Source organism: Mesorhizobium sp. B4-1-3, assembly GCF_006439355.1.
GTDB lineage: Bacteria > Pseudomonadota > Alphaproteobacteria > Rhizobiales > Rhizobiaceae > Mesorhizobium.
Window position 1 is genome coordinate 13,747 of sequence record NZ_VFTG01000032.1, and the last position, 20,946, is coordinate 34,692.

Sequence of the window (20,946 nt, forward strand, 5' to 3'; positions counted from 1 at the left end):
GGATATTGTATCATAGCCAAGCGCAGCATCGCTTTGACTGCGAGCGATACCCCTTTGACGCCATTCCGCGACGCGTGTTTCTCGACACAAACGTCTTGAATCTTATGGTGAAGTATAGCGAGCATGTCTTCGAACAAGCTTGGCTTCCCGAAGGCCTTGACCAAACCCGGGCGCATGACATCGAAGCGCTGATGCATGTATTCCATATAGGTGGGCGAGCCCCTTGGAAGATCGTCGCGTCGCGTAAAACCGTAGATGAAATTGGCAAGACGCCAGACGCTAATGTACGAGAATTGCTCCTTGATTATGCCTCCGGACTCGTCAGTCTACCCGACGAGAATAGCGCCTACGCTGCGACCTTGGGACGGCGGCTTCTCGATGCGCCGTTCACGGCCGCTTTGCCGGATCCATCCGATCGCGAGCTAATCGGCAACGCGATCGGCTTAGGTTGCGACGCGTTCTGCACCTGCGATCGGCGCACAATCGTCCGTAAGCGTGAGTATCTGCACCAGCTTCCCATACGCGTTATTACGCCCGCCGAATGGTGGGCGCACATTAAGCCTTGGGCCGGGCTCTGGGGTTAAACACTGGCCGATGGAGATCGGTAGCCTGCGCTGCCGCCTCGCCCGAAGGCCCAATTCCTACCTGGGACAAGAGGGATTCAAGGCGAGCTTATCCCTTGGCCGGATGTTCCACCGCCTGCCGGCCGAAATCCGGCACATCGATATCCTGGCCGGCCTCGATGATCGAGCGGCGGATGGCGCGGGTGCGGGTGAAGAGGTCAAACAGCTTCTCGCCGTCGCCCCAGCGGATCGCCCGCTGCAGCGAGGCCAGATCCTCCGAGAACCGCGCCAGCATCTCCAGGATCGCATCCTTGTTGTGCAGGCAGACGTCCCGCCACATGGTCGGATCGGAGGCTGCAAGGCGGGTGAAGTCGCGAAAACCGGAGGCGGAGTATTTGATGACCTCGCTCTTGGTCACCGCTTCCAGGTCGTCCGCCGTGCCGACGATGTTGTAGGCGATGATATGCGGCAGATGCGACACGATCGCGAGCGTCATGTCGTGATGCTGCGGGTCCATCGTGTCGATGTTGGAGCCGCAGCGCCGCCAGAATTCCGAAAGCTTTTCGAGCGCGGCGGGATCAGTGCCCGGCAGCGGTGTGAAGATGCACCAGCGATTCTCGAAAAGATCGGCGAAGCCGGCATCGGGTCCGGACTTTTCCGTGCCGGCCAGCGGATGTCCGGGGATTAAGTGCACGCCTTGCGGCACATGCGGCTCAATCTGCGCGATGACGGAGGCCTTGGTCGAGCCGACATCGGTGAGGATGGCGCCCTTCTTCAGCGCCGGCGCGATCTCAGCCGCGACCTCGCCGGACGAGCCGACCGGCACCGAGACGATGACGAGATCGGCGTCGCGCACCGCTTCTTTTGCATCCGTCGAGTAGGAATCGCCGAGACCGAGCTCCTCGGCGCGCTTCAGCGTCGAGGCGCTGCGCGTCGCGATGGCGATGTGTCTGGCAAGCCCTTCGCGGCGGATGACGCGGGCGAGCGACGAGCCGATCAGGCCGATGCCGACCAGCGCTATTTTCTCGAACATCGGTGATGCCATGGGTGTTCTAGCTTTTCAGGAAGGTCTTGAGCGCATCGACGACGCCGCGATTGGCTTCCTCGGTGCCGACGCTCATGCGCAGCGCGTTGGGGAAGCCGTAGCCGGTGACGCGGCGCAGGATGTAACCGCGGGCGCTCAGATAATCGTCCGCGGCCGCCGCCGAATGCTTCTGGTCGTCGGGAAAATGGATCAGCACGAAATTGCCGACGCTGGGCGTGACGCGCAGGCCGAGTCCGGTCAGCTCGGCGCTGAGCCAGGCCAGCCATTTCTCGTTATGCGCCACGCTGCGTTCGATATGGGCGCGGTCGCGGATCGCGGCGATGCCGGCCTCGATCGCGGTGGCGTTGACGTTGAACGGGCCGCGGATGCGGTTGATCGCATCGACGATATGCGCCGGCCCGTACATCCAGCCGATACGGGCGCCGCCGAGGCCGAGCTTGGAGAAGGTGCGGGTCATCACCACGTTCTCGGAGCTGCCGGCGAGCTCGACGCCGGCTTCGTAGTCGTTGCGCCGCACATATTCGGCATAGGCGGCGTCGAGCACCAGGAGCACGTTCTTCGGCAACGCTGCGTGCAGCCGGCGCACTTCCTGGAACGGCACATAGGTGCCGGTCGGATTGTTGGGATTGGCGAGGAACACGATCCGCGTCTTGGGCGTCACCGCGGCAAGGATCGCGTCGACATCGGCGCGCTCGTCGGTTTCCTTCACCGCCACCGGCTTGGCGCCCGCCGCCTGGATGTAGATCTTGTAGACCATGAAGGCGTGTTCGGTGAACACGGCCTCGTCGCCCGGCGCGAGATAGGTCTGCGCCAGGAGCCCCAGGATCTCGTCGGAGCCGTTGGAGCAAATGATGTTCGCCGGATTGAGCCCATGCACATCGGCGATCGCCTCGCGCAACCGCCGTGCCGTGCCGTCGGGATAGACGTCGAGCTTCGCCGCAACCTCGCGCGCGGCCTCGATCGCCTTCGGCGAGGGTCCCAGCGGATTTTCGTTCGACGACAGCTTGTAGACCTTCGTCACGCCGGCCGGGGCGGTGCTTTTTCCCGGCACATAGGCCTCGATGTCCATGATGCCCGCGCGGGGCGTCGGACGGGGCTGATCCTGCTTCATGTCACAAATCCGTCGAGAAGGCCTTCAAGGCCGCAGCGGAAATACAGGCCACGGGCTGGAATGTCGAGTGCCGCCGCTTGGCGTAAGCAGGCCGCCCGCCAGCAGGCTACCCGTTGACGAAGCGCGGCGCTGGTCCTAGAAGGACTGCCAGACTTCCGTGGTGATTTGGCCGGTCGGCTTGCAGCCACGTTAAACAACTCGCTAAAGGGCCGTTTGCAACCTGTAACCGGCTTTGCGACGGCAAGCCGGTTTTTTGTTGTCCGCTCCCGGCCGGACACCGCATCGGGACAAGACCGATGCGGCACAGGATTGAGGACGGACATGGCCGCTCAGCGCGCTGCAAGAACCAAGGACGAGGTCGACCATCCGTCGAGCCCGGTGCTGCATTTTGGCCCCGACAAGCCGCTGAAGCTCGACGCCGGCACGCTGCTTTCTCCTTTCCAGATCGCTTACCAGACCTACGGCAGCTTGAACGACGCGCGCTCCAACGCCATCCTCGTCTGCCACGCGCTGACCGGCGACCAGCACGTTGCCAACACCAATCCGGTGACCGGCAAGCCGGGCTGGTGGGAGGTGCTGATCGGCCCAGGCAAGATCATCGACACCAACCGCTTCTTCGTCATCTGCTCCAACGTCGTCGGCGGTTGCCTCGGCTCGACCGGTCCGGCCTCGACCAATCCAGCGACCGGCAAGCCCTATGGGCTCGACCTGCCGATCATCACCATCCGCGACATGGTGCGCGCGCAGGCAATGCTCATCGATCATTTCGGCATCGAAAAGTTGTTTTGCGTGCTTGGCGGCTCGATGGGCGGCATGCAGGTGCTGGAATGGGCCGCAAGCTATCCGGAGCGGGTCTTCTCGGCGCTGCCGATCGCCACCGGCGCCCGCCATTCCTCGCAGAACATCGCCTTCCATGAGGTCGGCCGGCAGGCCGTCATGGCCGATCCCGACTGGCATGGCGGCAAATATCTCGATTTCGGCAAGCGGCCGGAAAAGGGGCTGGCCGTCGCGCGGATGGCCGCCCACATCACCTATCTTTCGGAAGCCGCGCTCCACCGCAAGTTCGGCCGCAATTTGCAGGACCGCGAGGCGCTGACCTTCGGCTTCGACGCCGATTTCCAGATCGAGAGCTATCTGCGCCATCAGGGCATGACTTTCGTCGACCGCTTCGACGCCAATTCGTATCTCTATCTGACCCGCGCGATGGATTACTTCGATCTTGCCGCCGATCACGGCGGGCGCCTCGCCGACGCCTTCGCCGGCACCAAGACGCGCTTTTGCCTGGTCTCCTTCACCAGCGACTGGCTGTTCCCGACCGAGGAGAGCCGCTCGATCGTGCATGCCTTGAACGCGGCGGGCGCTTCCGTCTCCTTCGTCGAGATCGAGACCGACCGCGGTCATGACGCCTTCCTGCTCGACGAGCCGGAGTTGTTCGCGGCCATCAACGGCTTCATCGCCTCGGCTGCTCGCGCCAGGGGGCTCAGCCTATGAGCGTCAATCGCGCCCAGCGTGTCGACCTCGAAGTCGTCACCGACCTCATCCCGGCCAATTCGCGTGTCCTCGATGTCGGCTCGGGCGACGGCGTGCTCCTGGAACTGTTACAGGAGACCAAGCAGGTCGACGGCCGCGGGCTGGAACTGTCGCAGCGCGGCGTCAACGAATGCGTGGCGCGCGGGCTATCGGTTATCCAGGGCGACGCCGACACGGATCTGAAATTCTACGCCGACAAGGGCTTTGACTTCGTTGTGCTCTCGCAGACGCTGCAGGCGACGCGCAACCCGAAGATCGTACTCGACGAGCTGCTTCGGATCGGCAACCGCGCCATCGTCTCCTTCCCCAATTTCGGTCACTGGCGTGTGCGCTTTTCGCTGCTGATCAAGGGCAGGATGCCGGTCACCAGGGACCTGCCCTATTCCTGGTACGACACGCCCAATATCCACTTCTGCACCATCCGCGACTTCGTTAATCTGTGCGAGGAGCTTGGCGCGACCGTCGAGAAGGCGACCGCGCTCGACGCGAACGGCCAGAAGATCGGCCTGTCGATGCCTTGGTGGTTCTGGAACTTCTTCGGCCAGCAGGCGGTGTTTTTGTTGAGACGTTGACGCCGTGGAGTGATGGTCACGCAAGCCGGAACGCCACTGTGTTGCCATCAAACCGCAATGTTGCGGAAAAGCCACCAGTTTCCGCGTTTCTCGGCTGGCCTTGCGTGACACAAAGGTGGCTTTTTTGTAGCGTCGGCCGCAAATCAAGGGTGGACACGAAGATAGCCATCGGACCCATCCTAAATGCTAGATCCGACCGGTGGTGGCAGCCCGATGTCGAGCCAGGATGTTCCGCTGATCTCAGTGATCACGCCGACCCACAATCGGCGCGGCCAGGTCGTGCGCGCGGTGGAAAGCGTTCTGGCGCAGACACTTACCCGCTTCGAGCATATTGTCGTCGACGACGGTTCGACCGACGGGACGGCCGCCGCGCTCGCCGAAATCCGCGACCCGCGGCTGATCTATGTCGGCGCCAAATGGCGCGGCGCCAACGCCGCGCGAAATGCGGGCATAGAGCGCGCGCGGGCGCCGGTCGTGACGTTCCTTGATTCGGACGATGTCTATCTGCCGGATCGGCTAGAGCGGACGCTGGCGCGCTTCGACGCGAATCCCTCGCTCGAAGTCCTCATCAGCTCCTTCCTGTCGCTGAAGGGCAACCGCAGCACCAAATGCATCAACCGCGAGGCCTTTCTCGACAAAGGCACGCTGCAACGCGCCCTGGTCTCGCAGACCATCTTCATCGCCGGCTCGGCGATCACCGCCAGGCACGAATCGCTGCTCGCGATCGGCGGCTATGACAGCGACATCACGCGCATGCAGGATCGCGAGCTTCTGCTGCGCTTTGCCCGCCGCGGCGGCGCCCTGCTGTCCGAGGACATCGACTGGAAGAAGTACAATTCGGAGAACTCGATCTCCGGCCGCCGCGACGGCTATGTCGCGGCCTATGCCAACCTGATCGATAAGCACCCCTATATCGCCGACCGCTATCCCGACGTCCCGCCCTATATGATCGCGCGCCAGATTATCGCCGACACGCTGAAGGGCCGGCTGCAGCAGGCCTTTTCCGGCTATCTCGCCAATCGCTCGTCCGAGGCGCTCGGCTATTCGCTGCCGCAGCTCCTGCGCGGCTATGTCGTCGGCCGCCGCTGGCGGCGCGACTGCTATGACGAGTTCCGCGCCAAATACGGCGCCCGGGCGGTCTGACCGCCCTCCTGACGCGGCTGCGGACGGACGATCTCTGCACACCTTCCGTTTCCGTGAAACGGTGAACCACTTTAAGCCTCGGCGGATTCCTTCTTGCGACGCGGCGCCGCCGGCGGCGGCTCGATCGCCCCTGCCCTGACGCGCGCGGGTTTCAGCGCCGGCGCGCCGGAATCCTTGACGATGTTCAGCGAGCGCGGAAAAAACTGGCTGTTGTGCTGACCGCGCCCGATATTGATGATGGCGGTTTCAGGCAGACGCTTCTGTAGCATCGCCAGTACCCGCCGTAGCGTCGGGCCGTCGAACGAGTCGAGCGCTTCGTCTATGATCACCCATTTCGGCTTGCGCAAGGCGAGCCGGGCGAAAGCCAGCGCCCGTTGTTCGTCATCACCGAGCTCACGTTCCCACCGCCCGGGATTGTCAAGGGCGGTCGCCAGCCGACCGAGGCCGACCTCGCCAAGCACCGCCGCGATCTGGGCATCGCTGGCCGGGGCTTCGCCATTCGGATGGACGAGTACCTCGCGCAACGTGCCGGCCGGGAAATACGGCACGCGGGGCACGAAGATGGGAGTCTCGCCGGCCGGCAGGCCGATCCTGCCGCTCCCCCACGGCCACAGGCCGGCAATGGCGCGGAAGAACAATGTCTTGCCGGCGCCCGGCTCGCCGGTGATCATGACGCGCTCGCCAGGGTGGATTTCGACATCGGTCTGGGCAAGCTTGGTGCAGCCTTCCGGCGAAGACACCTGAAGCTTGTCGAAGGTCAGGCTGCCATTGGCGTTTTCCACGAACTGGATGCGCTTTTCCGTGTCGTGCAGCGCGTCGGTCTCGGTGAGCGCGATCCGGAAATCGGCCACGCGCATCAGCGTCGCGCGCCAGTCGGCGATGCTGCCGATGTTGTTGATGAACCAGCGAAGCGACGAATGGACCTGGTTGAAGGCGCCGACCGCCATCATCAATCCGCCGAACGAGATGTCGCCCGAGAAATAGACCGGCGAAGCCACCAGTATGGGCGCCACGACCGTTATCCAGCCATAGGTGTCGGTCACCCAGGCCAGGTTGATCTGGGCGGTGAAGATGCGCCGCATGGCGCCGAGCACCGTGCCGAGGTCAAGCTCCAGCCGGCGTCGGGCGTCGGGCTCGCCATGGTAGAGCGCGATCGCGTCGACATTCTCGTTGACCCGCACCATGGAGGAGCGCAGCTCCGCTTCGCGGGTGTAGCGCTCGCTGTTGAGACCGATCAGCGGACGCCCGACCAGCCAGCTCAGCCAGGAGGCGATGCCGGCGTAGAGGAACGCCGCCCAGACCATGTAGCCCGGTATCGCCAGTGAATAGCCCCCGATGTGGAAGACGAAGCCCGAAGACAGCTCCCACAGCACGCCTATGAAGGACACGAGCAGGATGAAGGACTGCAGCAGTCCAACGCCGAGATCCGTCGACAAATCCGACAGGTGGGCGGCGTCCTGCTGCATGCGCTGGTCGGGATTGACGCCAATGGCACCGGCATTGGCCAGCCGGAAGGCCCGCGCCGGGCGCATCCATTGATCGATGAGATCGAGCGTCAGCGCCTCGCGTAACCGCAAACGGATCATCTGGTTGAGCCACGTCTGGCCGATGTTGAGCACCAGAAGCCCGCTGGCGATCATCGCAAAGACCAGAAGCTGGTGTAGGAAATCCGCCATGTCGCGCCGGGCCAGCGCGTCATAGAAAGGCTGGTTCCAGCGGTTGAGCAGGACCTGTCCGATCGAGGTGGCGACGATGACCGCGACGATGCCGATGGAGACCCAGGCAAGTTGCCTGCGCACTGGCGAGGTTTTCAGCCCCAGCTTGATCGTCGCCATCTGGTCGGCGAGGCTGCTTGCCTCGACCGAGACGGCGGGTTTTTGCGGGCCCGGCTTTTTATCGGTCTGGTCGTCCATGAAGGATATTCCTGGTTTCCGCCGCGGTCATGATTACCGCGCCGCGCGAGCATGCTTTGATCGGGCACGTCCCAGATAGGGTGATGATCGCTGCGCGATGCAAGGCGCGGCGGTGATCACGAACGTGTCACATGGCCAGGCGCGCCGTCGGTCGCGTGCCGGCCAAGCCGCGTTGCCCCCTGCGGCGAGAAGACGGGCACGAAGACGCGGCGAGAGGCGCGCTGCGCGACCGGCACGCCCTGATAGAGCCGTTTCTGCGCCTCGACGACGATCACGCCGGAAAAGATCGGCCAGAACCGCCGGCCGGCCCTCTCCAGCACATTGTGGAACCGCATCATGAAACGCCGCGGCGACGGCGGGAAGAACAGCGCATCGCTCCATGTCGCCGGGGTGAAATTCGCCTCCCGCAGCAATTCGGTCAGCTGGCCGCGCGAGAACGGCCGGCCGTTGCCGAAGGGCGTGTGCTCGAAGCGCGCCCACACGCCGCGCCGGTTGGGCACGACGATGACCACCCTGCCCGCCGGCGACAGCACGCGCCAGATCTCGTTCAGCGTCTCGCGCGGATTTTCGGCATGTTCAAGCGAATGCACCAGGAGCACGCGGTCGATGCAGGAATCGACCAGCGGCAGTTCCTCGTCGAAGACCAGTGCTGTCGCCGCCGGCCCGGTCGCCGGCCACACCACCGCGCCCTGCGTCCCCGGCATGAAGGCGAAGACGCGCTCGGCATCGGTGCCGAAGCGTTCCAGCCAGGGCAGCGTGTAGCCGAGACCGACCAGGCGCTCATTGGGCACGGTTGCCCAAATGGACGACAGCGCCATGGTGATCGAGTGCTCGGCCAGTTGGCCGAGCGTGGACGCGTAGAAGGAGCGCAGGTCGACGATATCCGAATGCATGCGCGGGACGGTAGCCGTGAAGCCTGCCAAGTTCAACAAAGGCGCCCGGTTCAACAAATGCGCCAAGCTCAACAAACCCGGATGACATCGGCGCCCGCCCGCCCTATGTCTGCGACGACAACGGGAGACATGCGATGCCGGTCGAAATCGAGCAGTTCATGTGCCGCACCGACAATTTCGGCGTGCTGGTCCACGATCCGAAGAGCGGTGAGACGGCGATCATCGATGCGCCGGAAGAGGCGCCGATCCTGGCGGCGGTCAAGCGCACAGGCTGGACGCCGACATTGATCCTCACCACGCACCATCATGCCGACCATGTCGAAGCCAATCTCGCGTTGAAGGAGCGCTTCAAATTGCGCATCGTCGGCCCGGAGGCCGAGAAGGCGAAGATCCCCGGCATCGACGAGACGGTTGGCGAGGGCTCGGTCGTGCGCCTTGGCGAGGAGCGGATCGAGGTGATCGAGACGCCGGGCCATACCGCCGGCCATGTCTCCTATTATTTGCCGGCCTCGAAGATGGCCTTCACCGCTGACACGCTGTTTGCGCTGGGTTGCGGCCGGCTGTTCGAATGCAAGCCGCCGGTCATGTATGAATCGCTGAAGAAGCTGGCAGCGCTGCCGGCGCAAACCGCCATCTATTGCGGTCACGAATACACCTTGGCCAATGCCCGTTTCGCGGTGACGGTCGATCCGAGCAATCCGGCGCTGAAGCAGCGCGCGGCAAGGATCGAGGCGCTGCGCGCCGACAACAAGCCGACATTGCCGACCACCATCGGCGAAGAGCTGTCGACCAATCCGTTCCTGCGCTGGCACGATCCGGGGATCCGCAAGCATCTCGGCATGGAGAAAGCCTCGGATGCCGAAGTGTTCGCCGAAATCCGCAAGCGCAAGGACAATTTTTAGTTCCACCGCAGTCGACCAAAAGGCTCGACGTTCTTCGCAGCAAAGACCGCCATGACCAGCGCCGCCGAGATCATCGCAACGCTAGGCCTCAAGCCGCATCCCGAGGGCGGCTGGTACGCCGAGACCTTTCGCGACGCCGCGGGCGGCCCGCGCGATCATTCGACCGCGATCTACTTCCTGCTCGAGCACGGCCAGCTTTCGGCCTGGCACCGGGTGAAGGACGCGGCCGAGGTCTGGCATTTTTATGCTGGAGCGCCGCTGGCGCTGTCGATGCATGAGGAAGGCGCAGGCGCCGTCATCGAGCAGGTGCTTGGCACGGCCCTTACCGCCGGCGAGCGGCCGCAGATCGTCGTGCCGGCCGGCTGGTGGCAGTCGGCGCGCAGCCTCGGCGAATGGACGCTGGTCGGCTGCACCGTGGCGCCGGGCTTCGATTTCGCCGCTTTCGAGCTGGCCCAGCCTGGCTGGCAACCGCAGACATGATACCGAAAGACAGCCCCATTAACTGTGGTGCAACCAATGCTTGCCAGCATGTTGGATGATCCGGATACGCATCGTTAAAAGTACGCCAGGGACGTGTCGAGATGAATGACCATCGGCTGCCCGGGCGAAACAAAGCACTCATTGCTGCCTTCGTCGCGATCGGCGTAGCAGGTCTTCTGTTGCGACCTATTTTTCCGAAGAGCATATTTGTCGCGCTGCTTGCAATGAGCACGCTCCTTGAAGCCTACCTGATCTTCTGGTTCTGGAGACTGTTTCAGGAATGGAAACAATCTCCAACGCTTCAAAAGCGCTTGTCCGCTGCGCTTTTTTTCATCGCCCTCGGTGCATCCTTATACATGACATACCTGACACTCCGTTCCATATTGCTGCGATGAGCATCAGTTTGCTGCCATCCATCGAACTCAGGACCAAAGATCAAGACGACCCAACAAGAACCCCAGCGTGATCGCCAACTGGGCCGCGTAATAAAGCACCCAGACCGCGTGGCGCATCCACACGCGATGCGGCGAGATCGCCACGAGCAGGAAGCGCTCGGTAGCCAGCAGCCCGTCCGAGGCGATGAACAGCACCGCGCCGGCGATTACCCAGGGAGCATTGGTCGTGAGCGCCGAAATGCCCATGGCGAGGATCGCCGCGACATAGACGGCGACCGGGATGCGCAGCTGCGGGCCGACGCGGCGCCAGAGCGCGGCAAGCATGATGATGCTGAATGCGGCCATGGCCAAGGCGATCGCGCCGCGCCAGGGTTCGGCGCTCAACAGGCCGAGCCCACCGCCTGCCTGCGAAAACAGCGCGACATACGCGATATGACCGGCGAGAAAGCTCGCCAACCCGCCGAGAAAGGCCTTTTCGCCGTCGCGTGACAGAAAGGCGTCGCCGACGGCGCTGAGTGCCAGCGCCGCGACCAGCAGCAGCGGACCGCCCTGCGTGGCGGCAAGCACGGCCAGCAAAGCCACGGCAAGCGTCTTTGCCGCCGTGCGCGTCCAGTTCGGCGGCATGTCGAGCGCAAAGGCGTAGATCACGGCCGCGACGAACGAGAACAGCAGCGTCGCGTTGGCGTTGGCCTCGATGCCGCCGGAAAACGGCATCATGCGTTGACCTCCTTGGCCGCCGGCTTGCGCATCAGCAGCGACTTCGCCGCGAGCGCGGCGCCTCCGGTGATGAGCACGCAGGCCGCGAGGATGCGCAGCGACGGCTCGGCGACGCCAGCTGCGATCAGCACCAGCGTCGACAGAAGCGGCGCGGCGTAGCTCGCAGCGCCCAGCACCTGGATGTTGCCGCGCTTGACGCCGATGTCCCAGGCATAGAAGGCCGCGCCCACCGGCATCAGGCCGAGCCCGATGACGGCCAGCCATTGTCCGAGGCTGTCCGGCAGCACCGTCTTCTCAAGCAGCAGATGGCAGGCAAGCGACAGTGCCGACGTCGCCGCGCAGAACCAGGTGACGATCGAGGTCGGCACCGACGGAAAGCGCCGCGACAAGAGCGAATAGGACGACCACAACAGCGCGCAGATAGCGGCCATCGCATAGCCGAAGGCATAGCGCGCGTCGAAGGCCAGCCCGCCGCCCTTGGTGACGATCAGGACGGTGCCGGCGAGGCCGAGCAGCGCGCCGACGACATGGTTCCAGGCAAGCCGCTCTCCCGGCATCAGCGCCGAGCCAAGCACGATCAGCAGCGGCCACAGGTAGGCGATCAGGCTCGCCTCGACCGCCAGCGCATTGCGCAACGCCGTGAAATAGAAGAAGTGGTAGCCGAACAGGCCGGCTATGCCGATCACCCAAACCTGCGGCGGGATCCTCTGGCTTTTGTCGGCGGCCGGCGTCACCAGCCGCGCCGCCAGCCCGACGCAGGTGCCGATGGCGAAGGTGATGGCCGAAAGCAGGAACGGCGGCACCTGCCCCGAGGCATTGGTGAGCAGCGCCAGCAACGCCCACATGGCGACCGCCGAAAACCCGATCAGTGTTGCGCGCCCCATATCTCCCCCCGCCGGCGCGCGGCGGCGCCTGATCTAGTTTACCGCTTCGAACCGTCCGGCGCTGATGGTCAGCGGACCGATCTGGGTCCCGACCGTGGCGCGGATCGGCGCATATACGCCGGATTGGCCGACCGGCGCAAACGTCACCAGCATGCGGCTCTTGTTCTTAAGGAAGTTCAGCGCCTTGCGACCCTTGCGGTAGCCCGCCACCGGCTCGAAGCCCATCTTGCAGGTCACCGTGTCGCCCTTGTAGCCGGGCACCGAGATCGAACCCTTGGAGGCATAGGTCAGGCTCAGGTCGGCGCGCATCTCGCCGTCATAGAACTTGACCGTGCGTCCGCAGACCTTGTCCAGGCTGTCGGCATGGATCACGGTCGCGGCCATCGGATCGAGCACCGATTTCAGGTCTCCGTCGCCGATGGGCACCCAGCTCTTCGGATCGCGCTTGCCTGGAGCGGGAACGACTTGCGTGGAGGTGACCGCCCCGTTGCTGAAGCGTATGTCGACCATCGAGGTTTTCTTGCCGGACGTATAATCGGCCCTGAACACCTGCGGCGTCATCCCCTTGTCGGAAATGGTGCCTTTCGACGAAATCGTGCCTTTCGTGTCGTCGAACAGCCTGCCAAGCCCGGCGGCGGAGACGGTGCCGTTGATAGTATAGGTATCGCCCACATAGCGGCTGGAAAAGGTCGCCCTGGCGATCGAGAGGCCGAGATAGGACACCGTATATTCGCCCTTGAAGGACTGCGGCGCCGCGGCGGCGAAGCTGGTCGCCGGCGCAGCAAGGGCAAGCAGGGCGGCGAATGTGTGAGATGGACGGAGCATGGCGGCTGGCGAATCCCTGCGGTTCGGCCGGAACACAGCGGCTCCAGCCTGGCATATCCCTTCGCGAAGGGCTTATAGTGTAAAATCCGGCCTTTATATGGAGCGCGACCGACAGCCGGCGACGTGTCGGAGCTTGACGCAATGGCGAAATGCCACTATGGAACGCCAACTTTTCCAAAGGCCGCCTGACCGAGACCGCGCGCCGCCTGGCGCGGGCAGAATGGTTTGGCAGGTTTAGAAACTGAAGGTTAGACAAATGTCCCGCACCTGCGAACTCACTGCCAAGGCAGTCCAGACCGGCAACAATGTTAGCCACGCCAACAACAAGACCAAGCGTCGCTTCCTGCCGAACCTGGTCAATGTAACGCTGATTTCCGAAGCGCTGAACCAGAACGTTCGCCTGCGCATTTCGGCCAACGCGCTGCGTTCGGTCGAGCATCGCGGCGGCCTCGACGCCTTCCTGGCCAAGGCCGACGTCAAGGAACTGTCGCAGCGCGCGCGCCTGCTGAAGAAGCAGATCGCCAAGAAGCTTGCCGAGCAGTCGGCCGCTTAAAGCAGCTATCAGGCGGGGGACGACCGCCTCGAGCACCGGCCCGGCCGGTGCTCGGACTATGAGCGAGCGTCGGCATGACGCTCCGCTGGTTCCATTACCCAGGATAAAAAAATGAGCTTCCTGACACGATATCTGCCCTTCGTGGCCGCCATGGCGCTCGTCGTCGTGGCCTCGAACATCCTCGTGCAGTTCCCGATGCAGGGCGAGATCGGCGGCCTGTCGCTCGCCGACCTGCTCACCTGGGGCGCCTTCACCTATCCCTTCTCCTTCCTTGTCACCGACCTCGCCAACCGCCGCTACGGCCCGGCCGTGGCGCGCAAGGTGGTGTTCGTCGGTTTCATGACCGCGGTGACCTGCTCGATCCTGATCCCGCCCTTCCTGTTCCGCCATGGCCTGATCGAGTTCGAAACCGCTGCCGACCGGCTGGTGCGGATCGCCGCCGCTTCGGGTGCAGCCTTCCTCACCGCGCAATTGCTCGACGTCACCGTGTTCAACCGTCTGCGCCGGCAGAGCTGGTGGCGCGCGCCGATCGTCGGCACATTGGTCGGCTCGGTGTTCGACACCGTCGTGTTCTTCGGCGTTGCCTTCTCCGCCGTCTTCGCCTTTGCCGGCCCCAATGACAGCTTCGCGCTGGAGACGGCGCCGCTGATGGGCGTGCTGCCGGCCGAGACGATGCGCTGGGTGTCCTGGGCGCTTGGCGACCTTTCGATGAAGCTCATCATCGCCGTGGTGGCGCTGATCCCCTATAGGCTGCTCGCCGCCCGCTGGAGCCAGCCGGCGGTCGCGGCCGGAGCATGATTCCAAAAGGTGGGGGCCGGTTTTTTGGAAAAAATGATGCTCCAAACAAAACGAGAGAGCATGATTCCAGCAAGTGTAATCAGGTCATGATCCCCTGGGTTCAGCTTGATTCTGCCCGCACGCCCGATGGTGGCCAGGAGTTGCGTCTGAAGCAGCGCGGCACTGAATTCTCGATCATGCTCGGCGCCAACGAGCTGATGAACAGCCGCCTCAGCGGCTCCGAGGAGGCCCTCGCCAGGCTTTCCTGCGAGCGGATCGCCGGGCGCAAGCGGCCGAGGCTCCTGATCGGCGGGCTCGGCATGGGCTTCACCTTGCGCGCCGCTCTCGCAGCGCTCGATGGCGACGCCGCCGTGACCGTCGCCGAACTCGTCCCCGCGGTCATCGCCTGGGCGCACGGCCCGATGGCGGACATCTTCGACGGCTGCCTCGACGACCCTCGCGTAAGCATTCGAGAAGCCGATGTCGGCCAGCTGATAAGAGCGCAGAAGGCCGCTTGGGATGCCATCCTGCTCGACGTCGACAATGGTCCCGAAGGCATCGTCTACACGGGCAATGACACGCTCTATGGCGCGGCCGGCCTGGCGGCGGCGCGCGCCGCCTTGACGCCCGGCGGCGTTCTGGCGATCTGGTCGCAGGGGCCGGACAGCGGCTTCACCCGGCGGCTGAAGCAGGCCGGCTTCGTGGTCGAGGAGATCAACACGCGGGCCAACGGCAAGCGCGGCGCCCGCCACGTCATCTGGGTTGCTACCAACCAGGCCTGACGCTTTCAGCCACAGCGGCTTTACGCTTTGTTACGCCCGATGATGCAGGATCGCGGAAATTCTCTAGGGCATTGCAACCAGCATGACCGTGCAAGGCACCGGTTGGAAAAACGATCTCCTGCTTGCGTTGTGCGCCATGCTGGTGGTGCTGACGATCAACGCCGTTTCCGGTTTTCCGACCCTTGGCGACTATGGCGCCGATAATGACAGCATGCTGCGGCTGGTCGAGGTTCGCGACCTGCTAGGCGGCCAAAGCTGGTTCGATCTCCACCAATACAGGATGGGCATCTCGGGCGGCTTCGTCATGCATTGGTCGCGGCTTGTCGATACGCCGCTCGCGCTGATCATCATGGCCTTCGATGCGCTGAGCGCCAGCACGGCCACCGCCGAGCGCGCCGCGCAGATCATCTGGCCGACCCTCCTCTACGGGCTGACCATATTCGTGCTCATGCGCGCCTCGCAGCGTTTCGCCGCCGCGAATGTCGCGATGCCGGCAGTCATTCTGTCGACGGCGGCGCTGTTCTATCTGGTGATCTACAGCCCGGGCGTGATCGATCACCACAATGTCCAGCTGCTGCTGACGGCGGCCGGCCTCTGGCTTCTGATGGAAGCGCCCTCCTGGCGGCCCGGGGCTCTTCTGTCGGGCATTTGCGCCGGCCTGACGCTGGCTGTCGGCATGGAGACCGCTCCCTATGTGGCGGTGCTCGGCATCTGTGCCGCGGTCCTGTTCATCCTCGATGACGAGGAGCGCGTCACCGCACGAGGCTTCGGCCTCGGATTTGCCGGCATCGCCTGCCTGGTCTTCGTAGCGACCATCCGGCCGGCCGATTGGGGCACAGCCCAATGCGACGCCTTCTCCTCCTTCCAGTTCGCCGTGGCCGCATTGTCCGGCTTCGGCCTCGTGATCGCCAGTACCTTTGCCGCATCGAGCCGCCGGGCGCGGCTGGTTTCGATGCTGGCGCTGATGGCGGCGGTCGCGGTCGTTGTGATCGTGTTCTTCCCGCAATGCCTGGCATCGCCCTATGCGGGCATGGACGAACGTATCCGCACCTATTGGCTGGCCGACGTGGTCGAAGCGCAGCCCTTCTGGAGCGTCGCCGTCCACCAGCCGAAGCTGATGGCGGCGCGCTATGTGACGCCTTTCATTGCGATCCTGCTGGTCGGCTTTCAGCTCCGAACCCGTCGGCTGCGCCGCGCCGAGATGCTCGCCGCCGTCCTGCTCCTCGCCGCCTTCGTCGTCAGCCTCTGGCAGGTGCGCGGCTCGACCTTCTCCGTCGCCTTCGCCGTATTGCCGCTCTCGGCCTGGATCGCGAAGATTCGCCTGCGGGCGGACACCGCGCCCTCATGGCGCCTCTCCACCGGCATCGTGATGGCGTGGCTGGTCTCCCTCAACGCGACCTGGGCCGGCGTCGCGGTGGCGGCGCAATCCATGGTCCAGAAGGCGCCGCAGCGGATCAATTCCGATCCCGACCACGCCGTGACGTGCGGCAAGCCGGGCGACTTCCGCGATCTGGCCGCCATGCCGGCGACGACGGTGCTTGCCTCGTCCAATCTCGGCTCGGGGATATTGATGTTCACCGGCCACCGGGCGCTGGCCGGCCCTTACCACCGCAATATCGGCGGCAACCTCGCCATGCTCGACGCGTTGCTGGGCACGCCGGATGCCGCCCGCGCCATGATCGAGCGCGAGCATGTGGGACTGGTCGCGATCTGTCGCGGCAACACGGAAGAGATATCGCTGGGCCTGGACGCGCCTAATGGCCTTGCCGCAGCATTGCTGCGGGGAGATCCGCCAGCGTGGCTCGAAATGGACCAGTCTACCTCGGGAAAGCCGATCGAGATCTACAAGGTCCGTTGAATATCGGCCCGCGGCCACATCAGCATCGTCAACCGCACCCTCTTTAACGCGCACGGTTCGCGCCGATGCGACATCATCCCGTAATTTAGAAAACCGCGATTGAAGTCCGCCGCATGGATCATTGCAATCCAGCCTGTACTTTGGTTAGCATTTCGCCCTCGCGGCGATATATGTACGCAAGGAATTTGGATTCGGGGTTTTCAGCTTGGGGAGAGGACATCCATGTCGGCCATAGACGGCGCGGCGGCGCCAGCATCAGCCACAGAAACGCTGCAGCACATTGTCTCCCACATGGTGGATGCCGTGAACCGCGCCGCCTTTGTGGAAAAGCCGTTCTGGCATCTTGAGATGACGGATGTCTTTCCGGCGGACCTCTATCAGCGCATGCGCGCCGCCATGCCGGAGGCACGCGAATATCGTGCGCTCAAGGGGCGCAACAATGTGAATATCAAGGCTGACGGAACCGCGACGCGGATCAAGATCGACCTCTACCCCGAATATATCCGCCATCTGCCCAACGAGAAGCGGGCCGTCTGGGCCCTGGTCGGCAAGGCATTGCATGCGCCGGAACTGAAGGAAGCCTTCATGCGCCGCCTTGCCCCGGGCCTGGAGCGCCGATTCGGCTCGGATTTCATGAAGGTCGGCATGTATCCCGTGCCGATGCTGACCCGCGACGTGGCGGGCTACAAGATCGGCTTCCACACCGACACGAAATGGAAGGGCATCACGGTGCAGTTCTATTTACCCGAGGACGACTCGATCAACCATATCGGCACCCGCTTCGCCAAGCGCATGCCGGACGGACGTTTCGAGAATTCGCACCGGATGTCGTTTTCGCCGAATACAGGCTACGCTTTCGCGGTCGGCACCGACACTTGGCATGCGGTCGACACCGTCGGACCGGAGGTCCGCACCCGCGACAGCATCCTTCACACCTATTTCGTCGACAACACCGCGACGCTCAAGATCCGCAACCGGAGCAAGCGCGCGGCCAATTTCGTGATGAACGAAGTCCGCCATGTCGGCCGGTAATCTCGGCGCTCGCCGGCCGGCCTTGCTCAGTCCTGATGCAGGATGAATTCCAGGTAGAGGTTGCGCTGCAGGATCGAATGGTTGTCGTCGGATATCAGCGACACCATCAGCGCACCGTCGTTGCGGGTCCAGACGTCCAGCCCTTCCATATTGTCGATCTGGTAGCCCATGTCGGCCTCCATCAGCACCGGTCCGTCGGCGACCGCTCCCTTCTCGACGCTTTCGCCATAGATGCGCCGCAACCGCATCTTTACCCCGCGCGCGATCGAGAAGCTGCGCTCTAGGAGCAGCAGATCGCCGTCCGGCAGGAAGGCGCCGTCGGTGATGTCGAAATCGCCGTCGCGCTTGACGGTGAAGACGCCCTTATGCGCCCCCTCGATGACGGCGGCGTAGACATTGCCCGCCTTGTCGAGGCTCCTCTCTGAAACCACGACCAAGCCGCCCTCGTGCTGTCCATAACGATCGGCGTGGGTGACGGTCTCGAAGCCGCGATTCTGGCGCAGTTCCTTGAGCGGGACCAGGTAGTCGAGCTGTCTCAGCGGCGCCTTCATATTATCGGGATCGATTTTGAACTGAGCGACGCGCTGGTCGCGCTCGAAGCCGACGGTGGCAACCCCGTCCTTGACCGCGAGCCCTTCCGCATCGACCTTCCATTTCCGGTCGATCGGCCGGCCCGAGGCATCGACCATCCGCTGCATGCGGAAATTCTTGACGCCCGACGGCCGCTTGCCGGCGTCATGCGTGATCGTGCCGAAGAACCAGAAGCCGGTGTCGGCGACACCGATGAAATCGCCGCCCGGCTCCAGGAAGCGAAAGGCCGACAGCGCGCCGAAATCGCGCGCCGGCGAGGTCATTTCCAGCCCGCCGACGAATTCGAGCGGCCCGAACCGCGTCTCGTCATGGCCGACATGGAACTGGCTGATCGGCCGCGCCGAAATCTCGACCGTCTCGACGGGAGGGCCCGGGGCGGGGATGGTCGGCGAGGCATAGGCCAGCATGCAGGCGAAAAGCGTCCGCCGCGCACGCCGCCCCGAAAAGATCATCCGGCGCGCCGCAAGCCGCCGCGCCGCGTATCGCGCGCGCTTTCCTCGCCGAACAGCGAGGCGAGCTGCTCGGTCATGGCGCCCGCCAGTTCCTCGGCGTCGACGATGGTGACGGCGCGGCGATAATAGCGCGTGACGTCGTGGCCGATGCCGATCGCCAAAAGCTCGACCGGCGAGCGTGTTTCGATCAGCTCGATGACCGCCCTAAGATGCCGCTCCAGATAGTTGCCCGGATTAACCGAGAGCGTGGAATCGTCGACCGGCGCGCCGTCCGAGATCATCATCAGGATCTTGCGCTGCTCCGGCCGGCCGATCAGCCGGTTATGCGCCCAAAGCAGCGCCTCCCCGTCGATGTTTTCCTTGAGCAGGCCCTCGCGCATCATCAGACCGAGATTGCGCCGCGCACGCCGCCACGGATGATCGGCGGATTTGTAGATGATGTGGCGCAGGTCATTGAGCCGGCCGGGATTTGGCGGCTTGCCGTCCTTCAGCCATTTCTCGCGCGCCTGTCCGCCTTTCCAAGCCCGCGTGGTGAAGCCGAGGATTTCCACCGAAACGCCGCAGCGCTCCAGCGTGCGCGCCAAGATGTCGGCGCAGGTGGCGGCGACCGTGATCGGACGCCCGCGCATCGAGCCCGAATTGTCGAGCACCAGCGACACCACCGTGTCGCGGAATTTGGTGTCGCGCTCCTGCTTGAAGGACAGCGGCTGCATTGGGTCGATGACCACGCGCACCAGGCGCGCCGGATCGAGATAGCCTTCCTCCAGGTCGAAATCCCAGGAGCGGTTCTGCTGCGCCATCAGCCGGCGCTGCAGCCGGTTGGCGAGCCGCCCGACGACGCCGGAAAGGTTGGCCAACTGCTTGTCGAGGAAGGCGCGCAGCCGTTCGAGCTCCTCTTCCTCGCACAGGTCCTCGGCGCCGACCGTCTCGTCGAAGGCGATGGTGAAGACCTTGTAGTCGATCTCTTTCGGCAGGTTGAGGAACGGATTGTCGTTGCGCTTGGCCTCGCCAGGCGTCTCGGCGTCGGAATCATCCTCGTCGGATAGGTCGTCCGAGGTGGCGTCGGTCGCTTCGGTTTCGGCCGACTCTTCCTCGTCGGCGGAGGCCTCGGCATCCTCCGACTGCGACTGCTCGGAGCCTGAATCCTCCTCGCCGCCTTCCTCGCTCTGTTCCTCGCCCTGCTGTTCGTTCTCTTCGTTTTCCTCCGAGTCGTCCGTTTCCTGGTCGTCGCCGAGCTCCTCGGCCATTTCCATGGAAACCAGCATCTCGCGCACGACGCGGGCAAAGGCCTGCTGGTCATCGAGCTTGGCCGACAGGCCGTCGAGATCGGCGCTCGCCTTCTCCTCGATCCAGGGACGCCAGAGGTCGACCAGCCGCTCACCGCTCTTCGGCACGGGACGTCCGGTGAGTTTCTCGCGCACCATCAGCGCGACCGCCTCTTCGAGAGGCGCGTCCGCCTTGTCCCTGACGTCGTCAAGGTTTGCCTTGGCGTATTTGTCCTCGAGCATCGAGCCGATATTGTCGGCGACACCCTGCATGGCGCGGCTGCCGATCGCCTCAACCCGCGCCTGTTCGACGGCATCGAAGATGGAGCGCGCAAGCTTGCCTTCCGGCGCCAGCTTGTTGTGGATGCGCTGATCGTGGCAGGCGCGCTTCAGCGCCATGGAATCGCCCAGGCCACGCGTGATCGCGATGTCGTTGCGGGACGCCTTCTTCGGCAGTTCCGGCAAACGGGCACGGTTGCCGGCCAGCGCCGGCCGGTCCTTGGCGAAACCGACCTCGAGGTCCTTGTCGCCGGCGACGGCGCGCATGCAGACAGTGACGGCGCGCTTGAAGCCGTCCGCTTCAGACCCGTTCTTCGGCTTGTTGCGCGTGTTGTCGCCTGGACCCGCCATTGTCATTCCCTGCGCGTTTTCATGCCGAAAGGC

The 20,946-nt window shown here is 64.2% G+C and carries 22 protein-coding genes and 1 riboswitch; of the genes, 12 read left to right on the forward strand and 10 right to left on the reverse strand.

Going from position 1 to position 20,946, the window contains the following annotated elements; translation table 11 throughout:
- Window positions 1-74 precede the first annotated feature (74 nt).
- Window positions 75-584, forward strand: a complete 510-nt coding sequence (locus FJW06_RS26580) for a hypothetical protein (RefSeq protein ID WP_140756133.1) — start codon at window positions 75-77, stop codon at window positions 582-584.
- 88 nt (window positions 585-672) lie between these two features.
- Here FJW06_RS26580 and FJW06_RS26585 read toward each other — a convergent pair whose 3' ends face one another.
- Together FJW06_RS26585 and hisC are read right to left on the reverse strand one after the other, a co-directional pair.
- The gene (locus tag FJW06_RS26585; protein ID WP_181178598.1) at window positions 673-1,608 is read right to left on the reverse strand and encodes a prephenate/arogenate dehydrogenase family protein; all 936 of its coding nucleotides are present in this window, start codon (window positions 1,606-1,608) and stop codon (window positions 673-675) included.
- A 7-nt stretch (window positions 1,609-1,615) separates the two neighbouring features.
- Window positions 1,616-2,719: a histidinol-phosphate transaminase gene (gene hisC / locus FJW06_RS26590; protein WP_140756137.1), complete on the reverse strand. Its 1,104-nt coding sequence runs from the start codon at window positions 2,717-2,719 to the stop codon at window positions 1,616-1,618.
- A gap of 147 nt (window positions 2,720-2,866) precedes the next feature.
- A riboswitch (SAM riboswitch) is annotated at window positions 2,867-2,944 on the forward strand.
- Between the two features lie 96 nt (window positions 2,945-3,040).
- Here hisC and FJW06_RS26595 point away from each other — a divergent pair.
- Together FJW06_RS26595 and metW are read left to right on the forward strand one after the other, a co-directional pair.
- Window positions 3,041-4,210 (forward strand): homoserine O-acetyltransferase, encoded by a 1,170-nt coding sequence (locus FJW06_RS26595; RefSeq protein ID WP_140756139.1) that lies wholly within the window; start codon window positions 3,041-3,043, stop codon window positions 4,208-4,210.
- Window positions 4,207-4,821 carry a methionine biosynthesis protein MetW gene (gene metW, locus FJW06_RS26600; protein ID WP_140756141.1) on the forward strand — a complete coding sequence of 205 codons (615 nt, stop codon included), beginning with the start codon at window positions 4,207-4,209 and terminating at the stop codon, window positions 4,819-4,821. Before FJW06_RS26595 ends, metW begins: the two co-directional genes overlap by 4 nt.
- A 16-nt stretch (window positions 4,822-4,837) precedes the next feature.
- Here metW and FJW06_RS30295 read toward each other — a convergent pair whose 3' ends face one another.
- The gene (locus tag FJW06_RS30295; RefSeq protein WP_181178600.1) at window positions 4,838-4,990 is read right to left on the reverse strand and encodes a hypothetical protein; all 153 of its coding nucleotides are present in this window, start codon (window positions 4,988-4,990) and stop codon (window positions 4,838-4,840) included.
- 14 nt (window positions 4,991-5,004) lie between these two features.
- On the opposite strand from FJW06_RS30295, the gene FJW06_RS26605 reads away from it, so the two are divergent.
- A complete protein-coding gene (locus FJW06_RS26605; protein WP_246674857.1) occupies window positions 5,005-5,964 on the forward strand; it encodes a glycosyltransferase family A protein in 960 nt (319 codons plus the stop codon).
- Between the two features lie 71 nt (window positions 5,965-6,035).
- Here FJW06_RS26605 and FJW06_RS26610 read toward each other — a convergent pair whose 3' ends face one another.
- Both FJW06_RS26610 and FJW06_RS26615 read right to left on the reverse strand, forming a co-directional pair.
- The gene (locus FJW06_RS26610; RefSeq protein WP_140756143.1) at window positions 6,036-7,877 is read right to left on the reverse strand and encodes an ABC transporter ATP-binding protein/permease; all 1,842 of its coding nucleotides are present in this window, start codon (window positions 7,875-7,877) and stop codon (window positions 6,036-6,038) included.
- Between the two features lie 116 nt (window positions 7,878-7,993).
- On the reverse strand, window positions 7,994-8,770 hold the full coding sequence (locus FJW06_RS26615) for a methyltransferase domain-containing protein (RefSeq protein WP_140756191.1): 777 nt from the start codon (window positions 8,768-8,770) through the stop codon (window positions 7,994-7,996).
- A gap of 134 nt (window positions 8,771-8,904) precedes the next feature.
- On the opposite strand from FJW06_RS26615, the gene gloB reads away from it, so the two are divergent.
- The 3 genes from gloB to FJW06_RS26630 all read left to right on the forward strand — a co-directional run bounded on the left by gloB (window position 8,905) and on the right by FJW06_RS26630 (window position 10,547).
- Window positions 8,905-9,672 (forward strand): hydroxyacylglutathione hydrolase, encoded by a 768-nt coding sequence (gene gloB / locus FJW06_RS26620; RefSeq protein WP_140756145.1) that lies wholly within the window; start codon window positions 8,905-8,907, stop codon window positions 9,670-9,672.
- Between the two features lie 51 nt (window positions 9,673-9,723).
- On the forward strand, window positions 9,724-10,152 hold the full coding sequence (locus FJW06_RS26625) for a cupin domain-containing protein (RefSeq protein WP_140756147.1): 429 nt from the start codon (window positions 9,724-9,726) through the stop codon (window positions 10,150-10,152).
- A 101-nt stretch (window positions 10,153-10,253) separates the two neighbouring features.
- The gene (locus FJW06_RS26630; protein ID WP_140756149.1) at window positions 10,254-10,547 is read left to right on the forward strand and encodes a hypothetical protein; all 294 of its coding nucleotides are present in this window, start codon (window positions 10,254-10,256) and stop codon (window positions 10,545-10,547) included.
- Window positions 10,548-10,574: 27 nt separating this feature from the next.
- Here FJW06_RS26630 and FJW06_RS26635 read toward each other — a convergent pair whose 3' ends face one another.
- The 3 genes from FJW06_RS26635 to FJW06_RS26645 are packed head-to-tail and all read right to left on the reverse strand — an operon-like array spanning window position 10,575 to window position 12,973.
- Window positions 10,575-11,264 carry a lysoplasmalogenase family protein gene (locus FJW06_RS26635; protein WP_140756151.1) on the reverse strand — a complete coding sequence of 230 codons (690 nt, stop codon included), beginning with the start codon at window positions 11,262-11,264 and terminating at the stop codon, window positions 10,575-10,577.
- Window positions 11,261-12,148 carry an EamA family transporter gene (locus FJW06_RS26640; protein ID WP_140756153.1) on the reverse strand — a complete coding sequence of 296 codons (888 nt, stop codon included), beginning with the start codon at window positions 12,146-12,148 and terminating at the stop codon, window positions 11,261-11,263. Before FJW06_RS26640 ends, FJW06_RS26635 begins: the two co-directional genes overlap by 4 nt.
- Before the next feature lie 33 nt (window positions 12,149-12,181).
- Window positions 12,182-12,973: a DUF3108 domain-containing protein gene (locus FJW06_RS26645; RefSeq protein ID WP_140756155.1), complete on the reverse strand. Its 792-nt coding sequence runs from the start codon at window positions 12,971-12,973 to the stop codon at window positions 12,182-12,184.
- Between the two features lie 256 nt (window positions 12,974-13,229).
- Between FJW06_RS26645 and rpmB the strand changes: the two genes are divergently transcribed.
- The 5 genes from rpmB to FJW06_RS26670 all read left to right on the forward strand — a co-directional run bounded on the left by rpmB (window position 13,230) and on the right by FJW06_RS26670 (window position 17,975).
- Entirely contained in the window at window positions 13,230-13,526 is a 297-nt protein-coding gene (gene rpmB / locus FJW06_RS26650; RefSeq protein WP_095767449.1) for a 50S ribosomal protein L28, read from the forward strand.
- 111 nt (window positions 13,527-13,637) lie between these two features.
- Window positions 13,638-14,324: a queuosine precursor transporter gene (locus FJW06_RS26655; protein ID WP_140756157.1), complete on the forward strand. Its 687-nt coding sequence runs from the start codon at window positions 13,638-13,640 to the stop codon at window positions 14,322-14,324.
- 86 nt (window positions 14,325-14,410) lie between these two features.
- On the forward strand, window positions 14,411-15,085 hold the full coding sequence (locus tag FJW06_RS26660; RefSeq protein WP_140756159.1) for a hypothetical protein: 675 nt from the start codon (window positions 14,411-14,413) through the stop codon (window positions 15,083-15,085).
- An 82-nt stretch (window positions 15,086-15,167) separates the two neighbouring features.
- Window positions 15,168-16,943, forward strand: coding sequence for a GtrA family protein (locus FJW06_RS26665; protein ID WP_140756161.1), 1,776 nt, complete (start codon window positions 15,168-15,170; stop codon window positions 16,941-16,943).
- A gap of 222 nt (window positions 16,944-17,165) precedes the next feature.
- Entirely contained in the window at window positions 17,166-17,975 is an 810-nt protein-coding gene (locus tag FJW06_RS26670) for a hypothetical protein (protein ID WP_140756163.1), read from the forward strand.
- A gap of 26 nt (window positions 17,976-18,001) precedes the next feature.
- On the opposite strand, the gene FJW06_RS26675 is transcribed toward FJW06_RS26670, so the two are convergent.
- Window positions 18,002-19,018: an esterase-like activity of phytase family protein gene (locus FJW06_RS26675; RefSeq protein ID WP_140756165.1), complete on the reverse strand. Its 1,017-nt coding sequence runs from the start codon at window positions 19,016-19,018 to the stop codon at window positions 18,002-18,004.
- A complete protein-coding gene (gene cobT, locus FJW06_RS26680; RefSeq protein WP_140756167.1) occupies window positions 19,015-20,913 on the reverse strand; it encodes a cobaltochelatase subunit CobT in 1,899 nt (632 codons plus the stop codon). The genes FJW06_RS26675 and cobT overlap by 4 nt, the downstream gene beginning before the upstream one ends.
- Window positions 20,914-20,946: the final 33 nt, after the last annotated feature.

What these genes read in the sequence shown, in the direction of transcription:
- FJW06_RS26585 (WP_181178598.1), bottom strand. Translation starts at nt 1,608, where the DNA reads ATGGCATCACCGATGTTCGAGAAAATAGCGCTGGTCGGCATCGGCCTG.
- hisC (WP_140756137.1), bottom strand. Translation starts at nt 2,719, where the DNA reads ATGAAGCAGGATCAGCCCCGTCCGACGCCCCGCGCGGGCATCATGGAC.
- FJW06_RS26595 (WP_140756139.1), top strand. Translation starts at nt 3,041, where the DNA reads ATGGCCGCTCAGCGCGCTGCAAGAACCAAGGACGAGGTCGACCATCCG.
- metW (WP_140756141.1), top strand. Translation starts at nt 4,207, where the DNA reads ATGAGCGTCAATCGCGCCCAGCGTGTCGACCTCGAAGTCGTCACCGAC.
- FJW06_RS30295 (WP_181178600.1), bottom strand. Translation starts at nt 4,990, where the DNA reads ATGGCTATCTTCGTGTCCACCCTTGATTTGCGGCCGACGCTACAAAAA.
- FJW06_RS26605 (WP_246674857.1), top strand. Translation starts at nt 5,005, where the DNA reads ATGCTAGATCCGACCGGTGGTGGCAGCCCGATGTCGAGCCAGGATGTT.
- FJW06_RS26610 (WP_140756143.1), bottom strand. Translation starts at nt 7,877, where the DNA reads ATGGACGACCAGACCGATAAAAAGCCGGGCCCGCAAAAACCCGCCGTC.
- FJW06_RS26615 (WP_140756191.1), bottom strand. Translation starts at nt 8,770, where the DNA reads ATGCATTCGGATATCGTCGACCTGCGCTCCTTCTACGCGTCCACGCTC.
- gloB (WP_140756145.1), top strand. Translation starts at nt 8,905, where the DNA reads ATGCCGGTCGAAATCGAGCAGTTCATGTGCCGCACCGACAATTTCGGC.
- FJW06_RS26625 (WP_140756147.1), top strand. Translation starts at nt 9,724, where the DNA reads ATGACCAGCGCCGCCGAGATCATCGCAACGCTAGGCCTCAAGCCGCAT.
- FJW06_RS26630 (WP_140756149.1), top strand. Translation starts at nt 10,254, where the DNA reads ATGAATGACCATCGGCTGCCCGGGCGAAACAAAGCACTCATTGCTGCC.
- FJW06_RS26635 (WP_140756151.1), bottom strand. Translation starts at nt 11,264, where the DNA reads ATGATGCCGTTTTCCGGCGGCATCGAGGCCAACGCCAACGCGACGCTG.
- FJW06_RS26640 (WP_140756153.1), bottom strand. Translation starts at nt 12,148, where the DNA reads ATGGGGCGCGCAACACTGATCGGGTTTTCGGCGGTCGCCATGTGGGCG.
- FJW06_RS26645 (WP_140756155.1), bottom strand. Translation starts at nt 12,973, where the DNA reads ATGCTCCGTCCATCTCACACATTCGCCGCCCTGCTTGCCCTTGCTGCG.
- rpmB (WP_095767449.1), top strand. Translation starts at nt 13,230, where the DNA reads ATGTCCCGCACCTGCGAACTCACTGCCAAGGCAGTCCAGACCGGCAAC.
- FJW06_RS26655 (WP_140756157.1), top strand. Translation starts at nt 13,638, where the DNA reads ATGAGCTTCCTGACACGATATCTGCCCTTCGTGGCCGCCATGGCGCTC.
- FJW06_RS26660 (WP_140756159.1), top strand. Translation starts at nt 14,411, where the DNA reads ATGATCCCCTGGGTTCAGCTTGATTCTGCCCGCACGCCCGATGGTGGC.
- FJW06_RS26665 (WP_140756161.1), top strand. Translation starts at nt 15,168, where the DNA reads ATGACCGTGCAAGGCACCGGTTGGAAAAACGATCTCCTGCTTGCGTTG.
- FJW06_RS26670 (WP_140756163.1), top strand. Translation starts at nt 17,166, where the DNA reads ATGTCGGCCATAGACGGCGCGGCGGCGCCAGCATCAGCCACAGAAACG.
- FJW06_RS26675 (WP_140756165.1), bottom strand. Translation starts at nt 19,018, where the DNA reads ATGATCTTTTCGGGGCGGCGTGCGCGGCGGACGCTTTTCGCCTGCATG.
- cobT (WP_140756167.1), bottom strand. Translation starts at nt 20,913, where the DNA reads ATGGCGGGTCCAGGCGACAACACGCGCAACAAGCCGAAGAACGGGTCT.